Source organism: Treponema parvum (assembly GCF_017893945.1).
Taxonomy (GTDB): domain Bacteria; phylum Spirochaetota; class Spirochaetia; order Treponematales; family Treponemataceae; genus Treponema_D; species Treponema_D parvum_A.
The window spans coordinates 1,057,240-1,075,575 of record NZ_CP054257.1; the positions used below are offsets into that span (position 1 = coordinate 1,057,240).

Below are 18,336 nucleotides of genomic sequence, written 5' to 3' on the forward strand. Positions count from 1 at the left end.
TATTTAAAATACAATGACCGAAATTGGAGGATGAATATGTTGGAGCAAAAAAAACTTGTCCGTCAAGTAAAAGCAAAAAACAGGATTTCCAATATTGCGCTCTGTTTTAAAATTGCGCTCGATCTTATTCCGCAGGCGCTGATTATTCATTTGATCGCTTCGGCGTTTTCGGGACGGCTTTCGCTTCGGCTTATTGCGTTCTATACAGGTGCGATGCTGGCATGTTTTGTTTTAAAAGCTGCGTGCGGGTATCTTGCTGTATGGAAGGCGCACGAGGCCGCATACAATGCGCTGACGGATTTGCGGATGCGGATTATCGAACACTTGAAAAAGCTGCCCTTGGGATTTTTTCAGGAGCGCAAAACCGGCGATCTTACAAATATCGTTGAACATGACGTAGAACAGGTGGAAGTATATTTGGCGCACGGCTTACCGGAAATTACGGCGGCGCTGTTGCTGCCTGCGCTGATTTTTGCCGTTATGCTTTTTATCGAATGGAGGCTTGCGCTTTTGATGATTGCGGGTATTCCTCTTATGGGGCTTACTCAGTTCGTTTCACGGCCGCTGTGGAAGAAAAACTTTAGAATTTTTGCGCAAAGCACAAAAGAAATGCAGGAAAACCTCATGGAATATGTTGCAAACATTTCCGTGATAAAGGCGTTCGGTAAAGAGGAGCGCAAAACCGAAAAAACAATCCGTTCGGCGAAAGATTATGTGTATTGGGTAAAAAAATCGATGACGGGAATAAGCGTACCGATGGGGCTGATAGACTTTTTTATGGAATCCGGTGTCGTCCTCGTCATGATCCTCGGAACACTGCTGTTGGCCTCAGGTTTGCTGTCTGCTGCGCGTTTTATCCTTTCCGTTATTTTGGGTGCCGCCTTTACGGCTTCCGTCGCAAAAACGGCGACATTTCAGCACTACGGCGTGGTATTTAATCAGGCAATGGCGGGTATCGGATCTATCCTCAATGTCGCCCCTCCCGAAAAAAAATCCGCATCGGATACGCACGCAAAGTTTCCGGCAGCAGAGAAAAAAAATCCGGCAACATCCGAGATGAATACCGTTCCCGGTGCAAGTGTGCCAAATGGCGATATAGAAATACATGCTGTGGATTTTTCATACAAGGGCACACAAAAAACTTTAAAACACATCAATTTGACGTTCAAAAAAGGAAGTAAAAATGCGCTGGTCGGTTCTTCGGGCTGCGGCAAAACGACGCTTGCGAATCTTTTGATGGGCTTTTGGCAGCCGGACAGCGGGAGCATTCGAATCGGCGGGACGGATATACAAAGCCTTTCGGACACACAGGTCAATTCGCTTTTTTCTATCGTGCAGCAAGAAACATTTTTGTTCAACTTGAGCATAGAAGAAAATATCCGCATCGGAAAACCGGGTGCATCGAAAGACGAAATTATCGAAGCGGCGAAAAAAGCGCGCATTCACGATTTTATCGTGTCGCTGCCGAAAGGCTACGATACGGCCGCAGGGGAAGCGGGCGTAAAATTTTCCGGCGGAGAAAAACAGCGCATTTCGATTGCGCGGATGATTTTGAAGGACGCGCCGATTATCATTTTGGACGAAGCGACGGCAGCCGTCGATGCCGAAAACGAAGCGGCAATACAAACCGCTATTGAAGCTCTAAGCCGTGATAAAACCGTCATTACAATTGCGCATCATTTGAATACGATTCAAAATGCGGATCAAATTGTCGTAATGGATGCGGGAGCGGTCATCGACAGCGGAACGCACAAAGAATTGATGCGGCACTGCGCGCTCTATCAAAAAATGGTGAGCGATCAAAATAAAGTGGATCACTGGAACATAAAAGAAGGAGTGTCGCTATGATTAAAGAAATATGGAATACGCTCACCGGCAAGGGAAAGAGATCGCTTTTGTTCAGCATTGCATGCTTTACCGTGTATGCGCTGTCAGGGACTGCGATGATGCTTTTAACGCTGCACGCAATAAAAGCGATTTTTGCGGGAAATGTAAGATTGCATCGCTATTGGCTGCTGCTTGCGCTCTGCCTTTTCGTCAAGGGCGCGAGCAATATGATTGCGGATATGCAAAAGCACTTTGCAGGCTTTGACCTTGTGTATGAAATCAGAGCAAAAATCATTTATCGATTAAAGACGTTTTCGCTCGGCTTTTATACAAACGAGCGGCTGGGAGAAATCGGTACGATTATCCATAGAGATGTAGATAATATGGAAATGGTTGTCGCTCACGTGTGGACGCGGATGTGCGCCGATTTTATTGTGTCGCTGCTTTTGCTCGTCTTTCTTTTTTCCGTAAATGCGGCGATGACGCTGATTATGCTCGGCGTTCTTCCGTTTGCGCTGTTGTTTCTTTCGCATGCATTAAAAAAAGCCGATACGCTTGAAGAAAAAACGGGCAACAGTCTTGCCGATATGGTGAGCCTTTTTGTGGAATATGTAAAAGGTATTCCGCTTTTAAAAGCCTTTTCCGGAAGCAGGCAATTTGATGAAAAACTTGCCGCGGCAACAAAGGACTTCGGCGCACACAGCAAAGGGGCTTCAAAAAACAAAGCGGCTGTGTTGTCCGTATACGGCTTTTTTATCGATTTTGCTTTCTTGCTCACGGCTTCGGCGGGTATTATTTTTACTGCACGCGAATCGTTGTCGATAGCGGAATATTTGATTTTTATCGTTTTAAGTCGGGAATTTTATAAACCCTTTGCCACAATGGACATGCACTGGGCGAATTACTTAAAAGCGGCGGACAGTTTTCGGCGTATCAAAAAAATCACGGAAGCGCCTGCGGTAATCGAAATTGCCGAACCCGAAAAGCCGGACGGATTTTCCGTTACCTTTGATAAAGTCGGCTTTGCGTACGAAGCGGACGGCTTTGCACTGAAAGATATTTCTTTTCATACGCCGGAGCATACGCTCACCGCCCTGGTCGGGGAATCCGGTTCGGGGAAAACAACGGTAACCAATCTGCTGCTCCGTTTTTGGGATACGACTGCGGGCGCGATTAAAATCGGAAATATCGATATTCGCGATATGAGCTATGACGAACTGCTTTCTTCCGTCAGTATTGTAATGCAAAACACACAGCTTTTTGCGGATACTATCGAAGGAAATATCCGGCTCGGAAAGGCCGATGCAACGGAAGCGGAGGTTGTTGAAGCGGCAAAAAAAGCGCGCATTCATGATTTTATCATGTCGCTGAGCGACGGTTATCGGACGCTTGTCGGAGAAAACGGCGCAGGGCTTTCGGGAGGACAAAAACAGCGGATTTCCATCGCGCGCGCTTTTTTAAAAGACAGTCCCATTTTGCTCCTCGATGAAATGACGAGCAATGTCGATCCCGTGAACGAAGCGCTGATACAGGAAGCTGTTTCCGAGCTTGCCGCTCACAGAACGGTGCTCGTTATTGCTCATCATTTAAGTACGATACGCTCCGCCGATCGGATATTGGTCTTTAAAAACGGCGCGATTATGCAGGCGGGAACACACGACACGCTGCTTGCCGATACAAGCGGTACTTACTATCGGCTGTGGAGACAAGGGGTAAGGATATTTAGCTGAGTGATAGAGGTTCGCGTTTATGGCGTAAAGTCGATAATTGAGAGTTGAATATAAACCGAGTGGCTGCATTATGCATAAGCCCTGACGAAATTCTCACTCTCCCGTATTTCCTCATGTAAAAATCTAAACTAAATGCGTCTCCTTGAAGTTCCGGTCATGATTTGTTAAAATGTTGCCGTTAATCTGATTTTGTCGAGGTTTGCGAAATGAATGCGGCGCTTGAAATTTTAAAAGAACGAGGATTTTTTTCCCAGTGTACCGATATTGACGGCCTTTCAGCTGCTATGGATAAGGGTCCTGTAACCTTTTATGTGGGATGTGATCCTACGGGGCCGAGCCTTCACATAGGACACATGGTTCCGTTTTTTGCGCTGCGTCATTTGCGCAGCGCCGGGCACATAGGTATTGCGCTTATAGGCGGGGGAACGGCGAGAATAGGAGATCCCAGCGGCAAAACCGAAATGCGTAAGATGATTTCATATGATCAGCTTGCAGAAAATGAAAAACACATTGAAGCTCAGTTAAATAAATTTGTCGGGTTTGACGGTAAGACGGCGTTCAGCGACAATAATAAAAATTGGCTTGCGGATCTTAACTATATTGATTTTTTGCGCGATATAGGCTCGTGTTTTAGCGTAAACAAAATGCTTTCTTTTGAGGCGTATAAACAACGCCTTGAGCGCGGGCTTTCGTTTATCGAATTTAACTATCAGCTTTTGCAGAGTTATGATTTTCTTATGCTGCATCAAAGACACAACTGTACGCTGCAAATCGGCGGCGACGACCAGTGGGGAAACATAACTGCAGGGGTGGATCTTATTCGCAGAAAGCTCGGCGGAACGGTAGAATTAAATAAAGAACACGAAGTTTTCGGCCTTACCTTTCCTCTTGTAACGCGTTCGGACGGAAATAAGATGGGAAAAACCGAAAAGGGCGCCGTCTTTTTGGATTCAAAAATGACAAGTGTTTTTGACTTTTTCCAGTATTGGCGCAATGTTTCCGACGAAGACGTAAGAAAATTTATGCTTTTATTTACTTTTTTGCCCGTCGCTGAAATTGACGCTTTGTGCAGCGGAAATATCAATAAAGCTAAAGAACGTCTTGCCTATGAAGTCACTCGTATCATTCACGGTAAAGAAGAAGCCGACAATGCCGCTTCTGGCGCAAGAGCCGCTTTCAGCGGCGCAGGCGATAAGGAACATATGCCGTCGGCGGAAATTTCAAAGGCGGAACTTGAAAAAGGAATGGGCGTAATAGATCTGTTTTTTGCGGCAAATATGGGTTCTACAAAGAGCGATGTGCGCCGTCTTGTTCAGCAGGGCGGGGCTGCCGTAAACGGTAAAACCGTAGACGATATAAAGGCCGTGATTTCAATTGCCGACCGCGATGAAAACGGAGACCTTATCCTTCGTTCCGGAAAAAAGAAATTTGTCAGAATAGTGTTAAAATAAAATCCTTAAAATGCGGCATTGCAGAAAACATCAATTTGCAGGATATTTTTAAAGCTTATTTTATGCTCTTAGGAAACACTCTCTTTATTCCGTTTATGATCCAAGTGATTACGGATATGATGAAATTCCATATCCTTTTAAAAAATCCCGGATTGCGAAGTTTTTCGAGCCTTTTGTAGCCTGCAAGCAGTTCCGCGTTCGAAAATTCTTTTCTCTGGTTATTTTCTTCGATTTCAATTTCAAGTTCGGAAACAGGATCTACGCCGTCTAAAATTACGGCGTCTATGCTTGCCCAGCCGATAGCCTTTGCCGCTTCGAGGCGGCGCTCTCCGGCAATGAGCTCGCGTTTTTCATTGAGAGTTATGGGGTTCAAAAGTCCGTATCGGCGAAGGCTGTCTTTTAAATTTTCAAGATCGCCGAGATCCTTTCTTACTCTTTTTTTTACCTTTATGCTATCTATATTGACAAGCATTATTTCTCCTGTTTACAGTATAACACCTAATTCAGCAAAAAGTTATAGTCCGGGCCTTTTTTATAGTCGTCTCGGTCTTCAAATTCGTCTTCATCATCTTCTTCCTGCACGGAACCTTTCCCTTCCAAAAAGCTCAAGTCGACTTTAAGAGGATTTGTGTCTAAAATTTCCGTACGTTTGGCTCCCGACTGATACATTTCCCGTTTTATGCGCCACAGGGCGAGCGATCTGCTGTCGGAATTTCCTCCGTGTACGCTGCATAATTGCGTAGGCTGTGTCCCTTCAAGAAACCACTGCCTTGTGGTATTTTTGCCGCATTCGGGGGTTACAAGTCCTCCGCTTTCGGAACAGATCGTTACTTCTATTACGCCGTTAAGCGGTTTTGTAAAATCTTTAAACGGCAGGCCGCTGTGTATCTCCCCAAAATAGTCGCCCCATGCCACGCCCGCTAAGGTTGAACCTGTGATGCTAAGTCCCAAAGACTGACCGGGTTTGTCGAACCCGAACCAAAAGGCCGCCGTATAATAAGGCGTGTATCCTACAGTCCATGCGTCGGCCCAGTTTTGCGTCGTTCCCGTTTTGCCTGCGGCGGGGATCCTATAGGTTTTCCCTTTTTCATCCTTGTAGGAAAGTTTTGATCCGGAAGGTTCCTTCCAGTTTGTAGATTGACGGTTCAATCCCCATGCCAGCGTACCGGAGTCGACGGTATTTTGAAGAAGTTTCGTCATGACAAAGGCCGTTTGAGGAGTGATTATTTGAGCCGCTCCTCCTTTGTTTTTTTGTTTTTCAAGGATGTCCCGTTCCGGATTCAAAATCACATTTCCGTTTTTGTCTTCGACGGAGCGTATTGCGATCGGAGTGATTTCTCTTCCGCCGTTTGCAAAAATCGCAAAAGCGCGCGCCATTTCTATAGGCCGCACGGCGCAAACCCCAAGACCCAAAGGATACCCGGGTATAAATGCGCGGGAAGGCAATTCTTCCTTAGGAATGCCTAAGAGCGCGACGGAGCGTTTTATCGCCGCGTCGAAACCTATTCCATCAAGAACTTTTAGCGAAGGAACGTTCATGGAATGGGCTAGGGCGTACCAGAGCTGCACGTTACCCATCCATGCGCCTTTAAAGTTTTGAGGAATGTAAGGCTTGCCGTCGGCGGTATAAAAAACAACTGGAGTGTCGGAAATTTCCGTTGCAGCGGTAAATTTTTTGGAATCTATGGCGGCGGAATAATAAAGGGGCTTAAAAGTAGAACCGGGCTGAAGCTTTGCCTGCACTGCGCGGATAAACTGATTTTCCTGATCGAATTTGCTTCCGCCCACGAGGGCCGTTATGTAGCCTGTTTCGTTGTCGATGGAAATCATCGTTCCCTCTATCGTCGTCTTTTTTTCCGCCTGTTTTGCCAGTGAATTTGTTCTGTTTACGACGCCGATTTTAACGCCTTCCATTCCGAACATCAGCGACATAATATCTATTACGGGATTTATTTCATTTATGTACTTCGAACGTGAAACCGCCTCCGTCCTCTGTTCCGAAACCTTTATTGCCGGTAAGTCGAACGTAAGCGATAAAAGTTCGGTTATGGGGATATATTTACTGAATGAAGTCGACATTCGGCCGCTGCTTGACTGCTGATAAAGCCTGTTTGCGCGGGCGATATATGTGTCCATAACTTCCTGTGCCGCTCTTTGGTGCCTTAGATCGAGCGTCGTATTTACGGTAAAACCGCTTGTGTAGATGTCTCCCGCGCCGTAGATCATGTTTCCGAGCTCGCGTCTCACGTATTCGCTGAACCACGGAGCCTTATCGTCCCTCATAAAATAGGCCGACGTGCTGGTTCTCGTATAGTCGAAGTCGAGCCAATAATTGTTAAAAGATTCGTCCGCTTCCGCGCGGGTTAAATATCCCGCTTCCACCATGGAGTTAAGAACGTCCTGCTGGCGGTTCATCGCCCTGTTGGGATGATCGAAAGGATTGTAAAACGCGGGATTCGACAGCTGTATGACAAGTATTGCGGCTTCCGCAGGAGTTATTTGAGTCGCGTCATGCCCGAAATAATATTTTGAAGCGGCGTTGACGCCGTATGTTCCTCCGCCGAAATATATGCGATTCAAATACAGCTCAAGTATTTCATTTTTTGAATATCGCCTTTCCATCTGAATCGCCCACCACAATTCTTTTATCTTTCTCATAAGCGATATTTCGGTACGGTCGCAGTAAAGAGTACCCGCGATCTGCTGCGTAAGAGTGGAGCCTCCCCCTAAGGACCGACCCGTAAGCTTTCCGGCTACGGCTCTCAAAACGGCTTTTACGCTGAACCCTCGGTGCTCAAAAAATATTTTATCTTCTCTCGTGATCAAAGCGTCTATCATATGCTGCGGGAGGCGCTGCAAGCTGATTATTTCACGTTTTTCATCGGAAGCGAATTCCGTTATGAGTTCTCCGTTTATATCTAAAAGTTTTGTTGACAGTGCGGTTGTAAATTCCGTAAAATTTTCATTATTTTTTATGTTTAAAGTCGCTGCGATTCCGGCTCCGAGTGCAGCTCCTATGCAAATTGCGCCTAAAAACAAAAGCGCCGCCAAAACAACGGTGGCCCTGCGTATTTTTACCATAGATAAAAGAATAGGAAAATTATATCTCTTTGTCAATTAAGCGTTGAATCGCTCTAAACATGCGGCATTAAGGGGCGCCATGTGACGCGAACATGGAAAGTCGAAAAGCCGCGCATTGAATCGTGCTAAGGGGCGTCATTTGCGTGCAATCCTAAAAGCCGTAAAAAAAATGGCCGGTGTGAACCGGCCAATGCCCCATCAGGCAGCCGGAAACATGGGTGGGAGGGGAAATGTTCCCGGCATTTAAATTATCGTCTTTACGGTTATAAAACTTTAAACAAATATCAGTTTTCTTCCGAAACCACGGCTTCGATATTGAGCGAAATGGCATACGATTGCCCTTTTATTGCGGTAAATTTTTTTACAACTTCATAATTTCCTAAGACAAAATTGACGGTGTGCTCGCCTTCGGAGATGACGAATTCTTTTACACCGGATCCGATCCTGTTCCCGTCAAAAAAGACCGCCGTGCCGTCGGGCGCATTCAAAATCGCAGTCGGTTCAATGCTTCTCAGCCGGATATGCATCTCTGTGGTCTTCGCCTGTTCAACATGAATGGTTCTCACTTCGTTGCGGTAGAATTCCGAAATCAAAGAAAGCGTATGATTGCCCGGATCCAAAAAACTCTCTCCTGCGGTTAAGTCAAAGGGTTTTTCATCGAGGAAAAGGGAATAGGCGGAAACTTCTTTTCCTCCGTCAGGATTAACGATTTCAAGCTCAAGCTTTCCCTTATTGATAAGAATGGGTTTTACGGTTATTTCAAATATCAGGTTGTCGAATTCGTCGGGAGTGCCTTTCATGACTTGCTGCAAGCGCAAAAGAATAAATCCGCTTTTGGTGTCGGGAATAAAACCCATCTTCGCCGAATACGGATTGTCTTTTATCGTGTTTTTTTCAATGAGAGGAATCGAAACAGACCACGAAAGCCTTTGCGGCAAAAGTCCCGAGGCGATCGAAGTTCCTGAATAGTCGATGCCGTTTTCCGACGGGGCGGGGCTTAATTCATCGAACAGCGACCACGCCATTGAATCCTGCCATACGGCCGCCATAGAAGGAATTTTTACGTCTATGTAAAGTCCCTGTAAATATGTCATGTCTTTAGGGAAAAAAACGGCCAGAGCGTCGTTTATTCCGAGCTTTAACGGCGGATTTTTACCCGTTACGCTTAGATCAGTGACGACGGTTTTATGAACCCGGAACATTTGCGCTTTAAGCAGAATTCCCGAGGATAAAAAAAAGAAACAGAGAATAAAAAATTTTTTAGAAAAAGAATACTTTTTCATACTTTTAAGGAAATTTATCCCCCTGTCAACGGTTTATTTTTTTATCATTTTTTGCGGGTCGGAAGGCACGTTGTTTACACGGATCTCAAAATGCAGATGGGCTCCGGTCGCCATTCCCGTGTGTCCTACCTTTCCTATCACCTGTCCACTGTAAACCGTTTCTCCTTTCTTTGCAATTATCCGGGACAGGTGAGCGTAGATGCTCGTTATTTTGCCGCCGTGATCTAAAATTATATAGTTGCCGTAAATTCTGTCTCCGTATTCGCAGACGGCGACAGTCGCATTCTTGCACGCCATTACGTCCGTTCCTTCAGGAACTACAAGGTCTATCCCCTGATGAAAGTGCCACTGCCCCGATATGGGACTGATCCTTTTTCCGAACACGGAAGAAATTTGAGCGTGAGCGACGGGAATTCTCATCATCGAATCCAGAAAAAAGGCGCGCTCGGTAGGACTGAATCTTTCCTGAGGAAAAAAATAATATTTTTTCTTGCCGATATTATAGCATATTACATCGTTTTTTTCCAACAGCCGTCCGTCGTTTTTTGCGTAGAGAAGTTTTTCAAAAGGATATTCGGGAGGATCGCAAACAAAAATTCCCGCTGCGGTAGGCAGTAAAAGTTCTTTGCCTTCCAATGAAACGTTTTGATCTTCTATTGAATTCACGGTAGCAAGCGTTTCGTAGGGAATGGAACAGCGGGAAGCTACGGCAAACAGGGTATCGTTTTTTGAGCCGGTATAGATATAGAATGACTGCAAAGGTTTTTTGTTTTTTGCAAAGTCCATGTACGCCTGTTCCGTGTCGCTGTTGTATTGTTTGAAAAGTTCGTCTTTTGCCGACAGTCGATATATGCGCGGCATGTGATTCTTGTCAATCGTTACGGATCTTACCACGGCGGCCGTTTGAGACGGCGCTGTTTGTCCTTCTGCCGCAGCACAAATCGTATGAACGGATAAAATAAAAAACAATGTGAAAATGCATCCGGCCTTTTTTGTCATAAGCATAAATTCATTTTTGATGCAGGCCGAATTTTACGATTCCGAAACTTATAAAAAAAACGACTGATGAAAGCAGAGCGAGAAGCCGCTGCCCTTTGAACACAAAATATACGAAAAAAAACAATCCTGCAAAGACCAGCAGGGCTTGAATAAAGGTGAAAAGCACGGACTTTGCAGAACTTTTTTTTATCGAACGGATAATTAAAACGCAGATAAAGATAAGAGCCAGAGCTAGAGTACACAAGGTGTAAATGTGCGGGGCTTTGCTTGCAAAATACCACAAAGGCCAAACCGCGCTAAGAGCGGCGAGCGTGCAGAATATAATAAGCGACAGGATTTTTATTATGGAAAAAAAGAAAAGCTTATAGCCTTTTAAAACATTTTGTAACATATTCCGAATAAAAAAGAACGGAGCTGCCCAAAAACTTCAGTTTTCGGACAGTGTCCATTCTAAACTATTTGCACTCAGCCTGCTTCAATCGCATTTACAGGACATTCCGGTGCACAAGTACCGCAGCTGACGCAGCTTGCTTCGTCAATCACGCGCGCCGTTCCCGTCTCGCTGATCGCTCCGACCGGGCAAACAGGTTCGCATGATCCGCAGTTTACGCAAGCGTCCGTAATCTTGTAAGCCATATACGACCTCCTGATCGTCAAAATTTGTTTCCCTACGGATAACTATACTCTAAAACAATGACGCTTGCAAGCGTAAATAGGTTAGTATAAAATTATTGTGCACATTAAAAACGCGCACCGCCGCTTGAAGTTTTGCTGCGGTTCTGCGGCGAGTTTGTTGGCTTTATGGATAAGAATTATGGATAAAAATCTGAATCGCATATGTGAAAACGTGTATTTTATTTCCGACAGCACCAACATAGGCGTAATAAGCGAAAAAACTCCAGACGCCTTAAATATTTACCTTGTAGACGCCGGATGCGCTCCCGACAGAGGCAAAATCATACTTGACATTCTTGAAGAGTATTTTTATAAAAAGGACAAGACGAAATGCAAGATCAAGGCGGTTATTTGCACACATGCCCACCAGGATCACGTACACGCCGCTTTTTATTTTAAAGAAAAGACGGGATGTGAAATATGGTGTACGCGAAAAGAACGAGGAAATCTTGAAAACCCTGAATATGAACAGGCGATCATCTGTGGCGGCTTCCCCTTGCCGGAACTTGAGGCGCCTCTTTACAAAGCAAAACCCGTTTACGACGTTAAGATCGTAGAACCCGACAGCGCTTTTACTCTTTCGGACGGAACTGAAATAAACCTGATTGGACTGCCGGGCCATCATTTTGAAATGATCGGAGTGCTTGTAAAGACAAAGACAGAAAAGACCGTGCTTTTTGCAGCCGACGCGATATTCGGCCGCGCTCATATGAAAAAGTATTGGATCCCGTTTTTGCTTGACGAAGGAAGATTTAAAATGTCGCTTAGGAAGATAACGGATCTGCATTCGGACTATCTTTTGCCCAGTCACGGGGAGCTATTAAACAGCGCAGAGGCCGAAGCGCTTGCAGAATTGAATCGCTACGCCTTGGTTTCGACGGAAAAAGCCGTACTTGAAATTCTTAAAAAACCGCACACTGCTGAAGACCTTTTAAAAGCGATAGCGGACATAAATCATATCAATTTGGGCTTGGCGCAATTTATCCTTATAGGCTGTACGATAAGGTCTTATCTATCGTATTTATACAGGTCGGGTAAGATAAGCTTTTTTATAAAAGACAACCGCATGCTTTGGCGTGCGGTTAAGTTAAAGAAAGGCGGTCAATAACCGGCTGCTCAATTTAAACTTTTTAATTCCTGTAAGATCTTTACTCCGCTTGAAGTTCCGATACGGCTTGCGCCCGCCCTTATCATTTCCAAAGCTTTTTCGGCGTCTCTTATGCCTCCGCTCGCCTTTACGCCCATTGAGTCTCCCACGGTCTTACGCATGAGGCGGACATGATCTGCCGGAATCTTTTGGCGTTCCGAATCCAGTAGAAGTCTTTACGAAGTCCGCTCCTGCCTCTTTCGCCGCAGAACAGCAAAAAACTATTTCATCGTCGGTTAAGTAGCAGGTTTCGATTATGACCTTAACACGAACCTCTCTTTTAAGCGCTTTTCCGTTTTTACGCGCGATGTCAACAACAGTGCGGATGTCCTTTTTTACGTCGTCAAATCTGCCTTCTTTAGCGGCTCCTATGTCAATCACCATGTCGACTTCACAGGCTCCTTTGTTTATCGCATTTTCCGCTTCAAAAGCTTTTACTTTTGAGGGTGAGGCGCCGAGAGGAAATCCTATTACGGTGCAGATTCCTACGCTGGATCCTTTTAACAGTTCCGCCGCATAAGCAACGTGTATGGGGTTTACGCATACGCAGGCAAACCCGAATGATATTGCTTCGCGGCACAAGGCTTCGATGTCGGATCTTTTTGCAAATGCGGATAAGAGAGTGTGGTCTATCAATCCTGCGATTTCTTTTTCAGTCATAAACTTTAACAACTCCTTAAAATTTCAGCTGCCGGCACCGCCCAGAAAACTAAGCCGCGGCTCCTATCTTTCGTGCGCGCTTAAGCCTTCAAATAAGACGGTTTTTTTATCGGACGCATAGATTGTAATTGCCGAGCCGTCCCAAGAAAAATATCCGCCGTTTTTTATAAATTCTTTTAGACGTTTTTCCATTTTAGTCTTATCTTTATTTTCCGTCATAGAGCGCAAGGTCGCATAGCATCTTATGTTGTCTTTTTGCTGTGTAAAAATTGCGTTTATGAGGTCGGGGATTTCTATGAGTATGATAAGAGAATCGTTTTTCGTATTTATGGAAAGCTGCATTCCAGCGTACAGCGGAATGTCGGGATAGCGCTCAATAGTCGCCTTAGCCGACATCAACGGCGAATATCCTTCTTGTTTTGGAGGAAGTCCCGCTTCTTCAAAGTATTCAAAATAAGAATTTTTTAGGCGGGGATCTATGCGGCCGGTTTTGCCTTGGAGAATATCTTTGAGCAGTTTATCGTAAACTTCGATCCGCTTTTGTATAAGTCTTGTAATAAAAGGATATATGAACGAACGGTATTCGGCCAGCGATTGCATGGAAGCGGCGTTTGTAGTCATTATTGTGTTACCGTAAGAGGTCAGGGTCTTTATTTTGGGAAAATCTATCTTGTTCAGCAGCGTTATCGTCGTAAGAAAATCGACTAGACTGTATCCCCAGCGGGATCTTGTAGCGTTTCTGCTGTAAGCTTGAAAAATTTCTTCATCGCTTGAAAGTTTTTGTATTTGTTCTTTATTGTTTTGTATCTTTTTATAAATTTCCGGTGCGTCAAAGACCGTGTAGGTCTTGTTCAGGGGCAAAAGCAATTCCGATTCTTTTACGCTGTTTTCAACCAGCGGATGCTTGAAATAAATGTTTGTCTTATACTCCGCAGGCGAAAGGTCGGTTTCTTCTTTTGTAAGAAATATATTGTAATCCATGGAATTTTTGCAGTCTATTTCAATGTAATCCGTCGTAGCGTGGGCGGTAAAAGCGTACAATTTTTTATTAGTGCCGTCAAAGATTTCTCTAAAAATATCGGTCAACGAAGGATTTTGGCCGGTGTTTGCAGATGCACCGGGGAGCAAAGGAGAAGATGCGTCCGACATTATGACCGAATGCATGCCGAAGTCCGCCGGAGACGCGCCAAGGCCGGAAGGCTCAGAAACGGGAGGCAGCGTCATCATATCTTTTTGATTCGCTTGTTCCGCAGAACGTTTTTCTTGATCTTCCAGCAGTTCCTGAGAAAATTCGGGCGTTATAAAAAAATTACGGGTAGTACCGTCGAACCCGGGATCGTCTTGAGTGATATAGGTCCAAATTTCAAGCGGATAAAACAGCGCCCTCTTTTTTTTCTGCGTTTTTTTATCATATATTATAAACGAGCAAGAGCCTTCGGTGGTAAGCGTAAAATCCGGAATACGGCATGTAAAACCGTCGATCTTTTTATCGCCTTTGTAAATATGGCCTACGTATGAAAATTCGTGCTTGTTTCCTCTAAGCGACGCTCTTATCGATTTGTCTGTTGAGTTTTTTTGATCCGCATACGGTAAAAACGAAGTTTGCTCGAGATGCAGGGCGGCGCTCGTAAATTTCCAGTCGCTTTCATCTATCTGTTTGTGATAAAAACCCGTCTTTCCTTCCGGCGAAAGCCCCGCAACCCTGAGTTCCCTTGCGGAATTTCCTCTTCCGTTTTGTATTATGCTTATGTATTTTGAAAGACGCGCACGGCCTGTAAGCGGAATGTCGGGCTGTTTTTTCCAGTCTTCGTTGGGAAGCCCCCAAGGCGTATAATTAGAACGGTAATCGGTGCCGGAATATTTATATTTTTCGTCATTATACGTGTATTTAAAAAACATCGGATCGCAGCCCATAGTGTCGTAATCTATGAGGCGGGTATACATTTCACCCGCGCCGTTTATCAAAAACAGCGTAGAGCCGCTTACGCTCATGTTTTCGGAAATAAAGCTACCGCGTTCAGGGCCTAAGATCGTTTTGCTGAATGCCGCAGGAAGTCCCGAATCCGTAAAACGTATTTCTTGTCCGTTTTCGCTTAAAAAATAGATCGTTTCAAGTCCCATCGTGCCGTAGTGATGTTCGTTGCCGTAGCGGTCGGTATACCATAAAACGTCTTTTCGCCTTACGCCTATTCCCCAGCTTCTCGCTTTTAAAAAACGAGCGTCTTTTTTTAAGATCTGTTTTTGCGGCCAGCCGAAGTTGTTCAGCCATTCAAAAGGTCTGTCTGCTGTATAATCTTGCGTATAGCAGCGGTACATTAAGTCTTTATCGTCGAAGGCGAATACGGCGTCTCCGTCGGCGGCGATCTGTTTTATTGACGCTGCCGGAGCAAACCAGTCTTTGCCTGCAAGCTGAGGAGTCTTAGGATTGTAAGGAACGCCGGTACCCAAAAAAAGCGACCATTCTTTTTGTTCGGGCTTTTTTGTCCAAATTTTTCCGTCGTAGACTGAAAATTCAAATCCTTTGCAAAAGGCTTGCGTAAGGGTGGAAATATACAGCGTTTGCGGCATAAAACCGTTTATGTTCGAGTTCTCATTTTTATGCGCGCTTTCCTGCGTGTTTCCCCGGACAAACGAGACGCTGAAAAATAGGATAAAAATAAAACAATATTTTTTGACCCCGATCATCACAGTATACTATACAAAAAAAATGTTTAAATTTCCATAGGCTTATAGGACGTGTGGCCTATGGATATGGCGCCGACATGGTACGCCGTACGAAACTCGCCTGCATAAATTTTGACCGCAGCACATAATCGCCGCTCAATGTACGCCGCCAGCACTAGCCGCGACTAGGCAGCAGCAGCGCATTGCAACGGCACATAGCCGCCGCATCTAGCTGTGCCCGCTCTATTTCCCTTAATTGATACAAATACGCGTTTTCGGTATCATGTATGTGATTTCGGATCAAGGAGAGGTCTATGATAACACTTAAATTCGGCGGAACTTCTATGGCAAGCGCAAGTCGGATCATGAATTCGTCGGATATTATTATAGGCAGGGCGAAGAAAACTCGGGTGAGCGTAATTGTTTCTGCGGTTGCAGGAATTTCAAACAGCCTTCAGGAAAGCATTGACAGCTGCATAAAAGGAGACCTTTCGGAAAAATTCGTTACGCATGTGCGATCGGCGCATGAAAGCATATGCAGGGAACTTGAATCCGAGCTTCCCGGATTCGAAGCCACTTCGGTTATGCAAAAAATCGAACCCTTGCTTGCGGAATATAAAAAGCTTTTGCAGGGAATAACCGTCTTCGGCGAATGTCCCGAAACGGTTCATTGCCGCATAATGGGAATGGGAGAGCTTATGAGTTCACCCGTCATGGAAGCCGTGCTGCGCGCAAAAAAACAGAGCGTAGTGCTGTTGGATTCCAGAAAATTCATCATTACAAGCGGGGATCAAAAAGAAGGAGACCCCGACTATGTTTCTACGGGAAGTCTCTTGCAGCCTTACCGCGACGGAGAAGATAAATCGCAGACGCAGATACTGCTTTTCCCCGGATTTATATGTTCGTGGATAGGAGGAACGGGCAAAGAACCAGTTCCTGGCCTTTTAGGTAGAAACGGATCGGATTTTTCCGCTTCCATAATAGGATCGTCCTTAGGCGCGGAAAAAGTCGAATTTTGGACTGACGTCGACGGCATTTACACTGCCGATCCCCGCATTGTCAAGGACGCCCTCGTCGTTGACGACATGAGTTATGAAGAAGCGATGGAGCTTTCTTTTTTCGGTTCCAAGATACTTCACCCCAAAACCCTGGCTCCTTTGGCGGCCAAAAATATTGAAGCGTGGAGCCTTAACAGCTTAAAACCTTCCGTCCGTGGAACAAGGATAGGAAGAGGTCCTTTTGAAAAGTCGGGAGTTATAGAAAAAAACGCCGTCAGAGGTATTTCATGTCTTAAAAACGCTTCCATGATCAGCGTCAGCGGTACGGGCATGAAGGGCAGGGCAGGCATGGCAAGCCGCGTTTTTGCGGCCGTTTCAAGAGTCGGAGTTTCCATTCTTCTTATAACTCAGTCTTCTTCCGAATATACTATTTCTTTTTGCGTTCATAGCACGCAAGCTAATACGGCCTGCGATTCGATCGCAAAGGAATTTGAACTTGAAATACAGGAAGGCATTATAGATCCCGTGGAAATTCAAAAAGATTGCGCTATTGTTTCCGTCGTCGGCGACGGAATGATCGAAAAGCGCGGAACGGCCGGCAAATTCTTTGATTCGCTTGCCACATACGGTATCAACATAATCGCTATAGCTCAAGGGTCGTCTGAAAGATGTATTTCCTGCGTCATAAAAGGAGATTCCGGCGATTTGGCCGTTAGAGCTGCGCATGTGTTTTTCTTCCATTCTTCTCAATCTATACAGCTGTTTGTTTTCGGAGCGGGCGGGATAGGAGGCGTTCTTCTTGACCAAATATGCGCGCAGCAAAAAAAACTGCTTGCCGATCAAAATATAGAAATAAAGGTTATGGTGATCGCGCGATCAAAATTTATGGCGATGGATCCGTACGGAATAAAACTTAAGGCGTGGAAAGAGACTCTCGCCGCTTCCGAAAAAAAGACCGGCATTGAAGATGTTCTCAAATTTGTAAACGAGACAAAACCTCTCAATCCAGTCTTTGTGGACTGCACAGCGAGCTATGAAATTGCAGAGCGGTACGTCGATCTTCTCAATATGGGGATGCACATAGTGACGCCCAACAAACGCGCAAATTCGATGTCGATGGATTATTATCGAAGTATCCGTTCTGCGGCAAATACCATGCACCGCCGGTTCTTGTACGAAACGAATGTGGGCGCGGGGCTGCCTATAATCGACACCCTGCAGAATCTTTTTAAAAGCGGCGACCGCCTTACGGAATTTAAAGGAATAATGTCAGGTTCGCTTTCTTATATTTTCGGGCAGTTGGATGAAGACGTTCCGTTCAGTCGGGCTGTGATCGAAGCCAAAGAAAAGAAATTTACCGAACCCGATCCCCGCGACGATCTCAGCGGTATGGACGTGGCCAGAAAGGCGCTCATAATCGCCCGCGAGGCCGGTCTTGAGATTGAACTTCCGGACATAGTTATAAACCGCGTTTTCCCTGAAAATTTTAACACCGAAGGCAGCGTCGACGAATTTTTGCACAGACTGCCTGAAATAGACTCTTATTTTACAAAAAAGATGAGCGATCTTAAAAAACAGGGCAAAGTTTTGCGTATGGGCGCTTCGATCGCGGGCGGAAAGTGTTTTGTCGGTATGCTCGAAATTACTGCGGACGATCCTCTGTACGGTGTAAAAGGCGGAGAAAACGCTTTTGTATTCCATACGGAACGCTATAGCCCGATTCCTCTTACGGTTCGCGGGTACGGCGCCGGCGCGGCGGTAACTGCGGCGGGCGTATTCGGAGACATACTGCGTACTGTAAATTTCAATTCCGAACTTTAG

Annotated in this window: 14 protein-coding genes; 5 read left to right on the forward strand and 9 right to left on the reverse strand. The window is 45.3% G+C overall.

All coding sequences use genetic code 11. The annotated features are described in order from the left end of the window. Positions 1–39: 39 nt before the first annotated feature. The 3 genes from HRI96_RS04715 to tyrS all read left to right on the forward strand — a co-directional run bounded on the left by HRI96_RS04715 (position 40) and on the right by tyrS (position 5,008). Entirely contained in the window at positions 40–1,848 is a 1,809-nt protein-coding gene (locus tag HRI96_RS04715; protein WP_210118620.1) for an ABC transporter ATP-binding protein, read from the forward strand. Continuing rightward, positions 1,845–3,557 carry an ABC transporter ATP-binding protein gene (locus tag HRI96_RS04720; RefSeq protein ID WP_210118365.1) on the forward strand — a complete coding sequence of 571 codons (1,713 nt, stop codon included), beginning with the start codon at positions 1,845–1,847 and terminating at the stop codon, positions 3,555–3,557. The genes HRI96_RS04715 and HRI96_RS04720 overlap by 4 nt, the downstream gene beginning before the upstream one ends. A 206-nt stretch (positions 3,558–3,763) precedes the next feature. Further along, positions 3,764–5,008 (forward strand): tyrosine--tRNA ligase, encoded by a 1,245-nt coding sequence (gene tyrS, locus HRI96_RS04725; RefSeq protein WP_210118366.1) that lies wholly within the window; start codon positions 3,764–3,766, stop codon positions 5,006–5,008. A 55-nt stretch (positions 5,009–5,063) separates the two neighbouring features. On the opposite strand, the gene HRI96_RS04730 is transcribed toward tyrS, so the two are convergent. From HRI96_RS04730 to HRI96_RS04755, 6 genes are all read right to left on the reverse strand, one after another. Next, on the reverse strand, positions 5,064–5,480 hold the full coding sequence (locus tag HRI96_RS04730; RefSeq protein ID WP_210118367.1) for a ParB N-terminal domain-containing protein: 417 nt from the start codon (positions 5,478–5,480) through the stop codon (positions 5,064–5,066). A gap of 26 nt (positions 5,481–5,506) precedes the next feature. Continuing rightward, positions 5,507–8,089, reverse strand: coding sequence for a penicillin-binding protein 1A (locus HRI96_RS04735; protein ID WP_210118368.1), 2,583 nt, complete (start codon positions 8,087–8,089; stop codon positions 5,507–5,509). A 284-nt stretch (positions 8,090–8,373) separates the two neighbouring features. Beyond that, positions 8,374–9,372, reverse strand: coding sequence for a hypothetical protein (locus HRI96_RS04740; protein ID WP_210118369.1), 999 nt, complete (start codon positions 9,370–9,372; stop codon positions 8,374–8,376). A gap of 33 nt (positions 9,373–9,405) precedes the next feature. Continuing rightward, the gene (locus tag HRI96_RS04745) at positions 9,406–10,377 is read right to left on the reverse strand and encodes a M23 family metallopeptidase (RefSeq protein WP_210118370.1); all 972 of its coding nucleotides are present in this window, start codon (positions 10,375–10,377) and stop codon (positions 9,406–9,408) included. 4 nt (positions 10,378–10,381) lie between these two features. Continuing rightward, on the reverse strand, positions 10,382–10,762 hold the full coding sequence (locus tag HRI96_RS04750) for a hypothetical protein (protein WP_210118371.1): 381 nt from the start codon (positions 10,760–10,762) through the stop codon (positions 10,382–10,384). Between the two features lie 74 nt (positions 10,763–10,836). Further along, the gene (locus HRI96_RS04755; protein ID WP_210118372.1) at positions 10,837–11,007 is read right to left on the reverse strand and encodes a DUF362 domain-containing protein; all 171 of its coding nucleotides are present in this window, start codon (positions 11,005–11,007) and stop codon (positions 10,837–10,839) included. Positions 11,008–11,185: 178 nt separating this feature from the next. On the opposite strand from HRI96_RS04755, the gene HRI96_RS04760 reads away from it, so the two are divergent. After that, a complete protein-coding gene (locus HRI96_RS04760) occupies positions 11,186–12,154 on the forward strand; it encodes an MBL fold metallo-hydrolase (protein WP_210118373.1) in 969 nt (322 codons plus the stop codon). Between the two features lie 8 nt (positions 12,155–12,162). Here HRI96_RS04760 and HRI96_RS11865 read toward each other — a convergent pair whose 3' ends face one another. From HRI96_RS11865 to HRI96_RS04770, 3 genes are all read right to left on the reverse strand, one after another. Continuing rightward, complete coding sequence (locus HRI96_RS11865; RefSeq protein ID WP_346267168.1) at positions 12,163–12,315, reverse strand: pyrimidine-nucleoside phosphorylase; 153 nt, start codon at positions 12,313–12,315, stop codon at positions 12,163–12,165. Then, complete coding sequence (gene deoC, locus HRI96_RS04765) at positions 12,308–12,853, reverse strand: deoxyribose-phosphate aldolase (RefSeq protein WP_346267169.1); 546 nt, start codon at positions 12,851–12,853, stop codon at positions 12,308–12,310. The genes HRI96_RS11865 and deoC overlap by 8 nt, the downstream gene beginning before the upstream one ends. A 63-nt stretch (positions 12,854–12,916) precedes the next feature. Then, a complete protein-coding gene (locus HRI96_RS04770; RefSeq protein ID WP_210118374.1) occupies positions 12,917–15,538 on the reverse strand; it encodes a hypothetical protein in 2,622 nt (873 codons plus the stop codon). A gap of 293 nt (positions 15,539–15,831) precedes the next feature. Here HRI96_RS04770 and thrA point away from each other — a divergent pair, with 293 nt between their 5' ends. Further along, the gene (thrA, locus tag HRI96_RS04775; RefSeq protein WP_210118375.1) at positions 15,832–18,336 is read left to right on the forward strand and encodes a bifunctional aspartate kinase/homoserine dehydrogenase I; all 2,505 of its coding nucleotides are present in this window, start codon (positions 15,832–15,834) and stop codon (positions 18,334–18,336) included.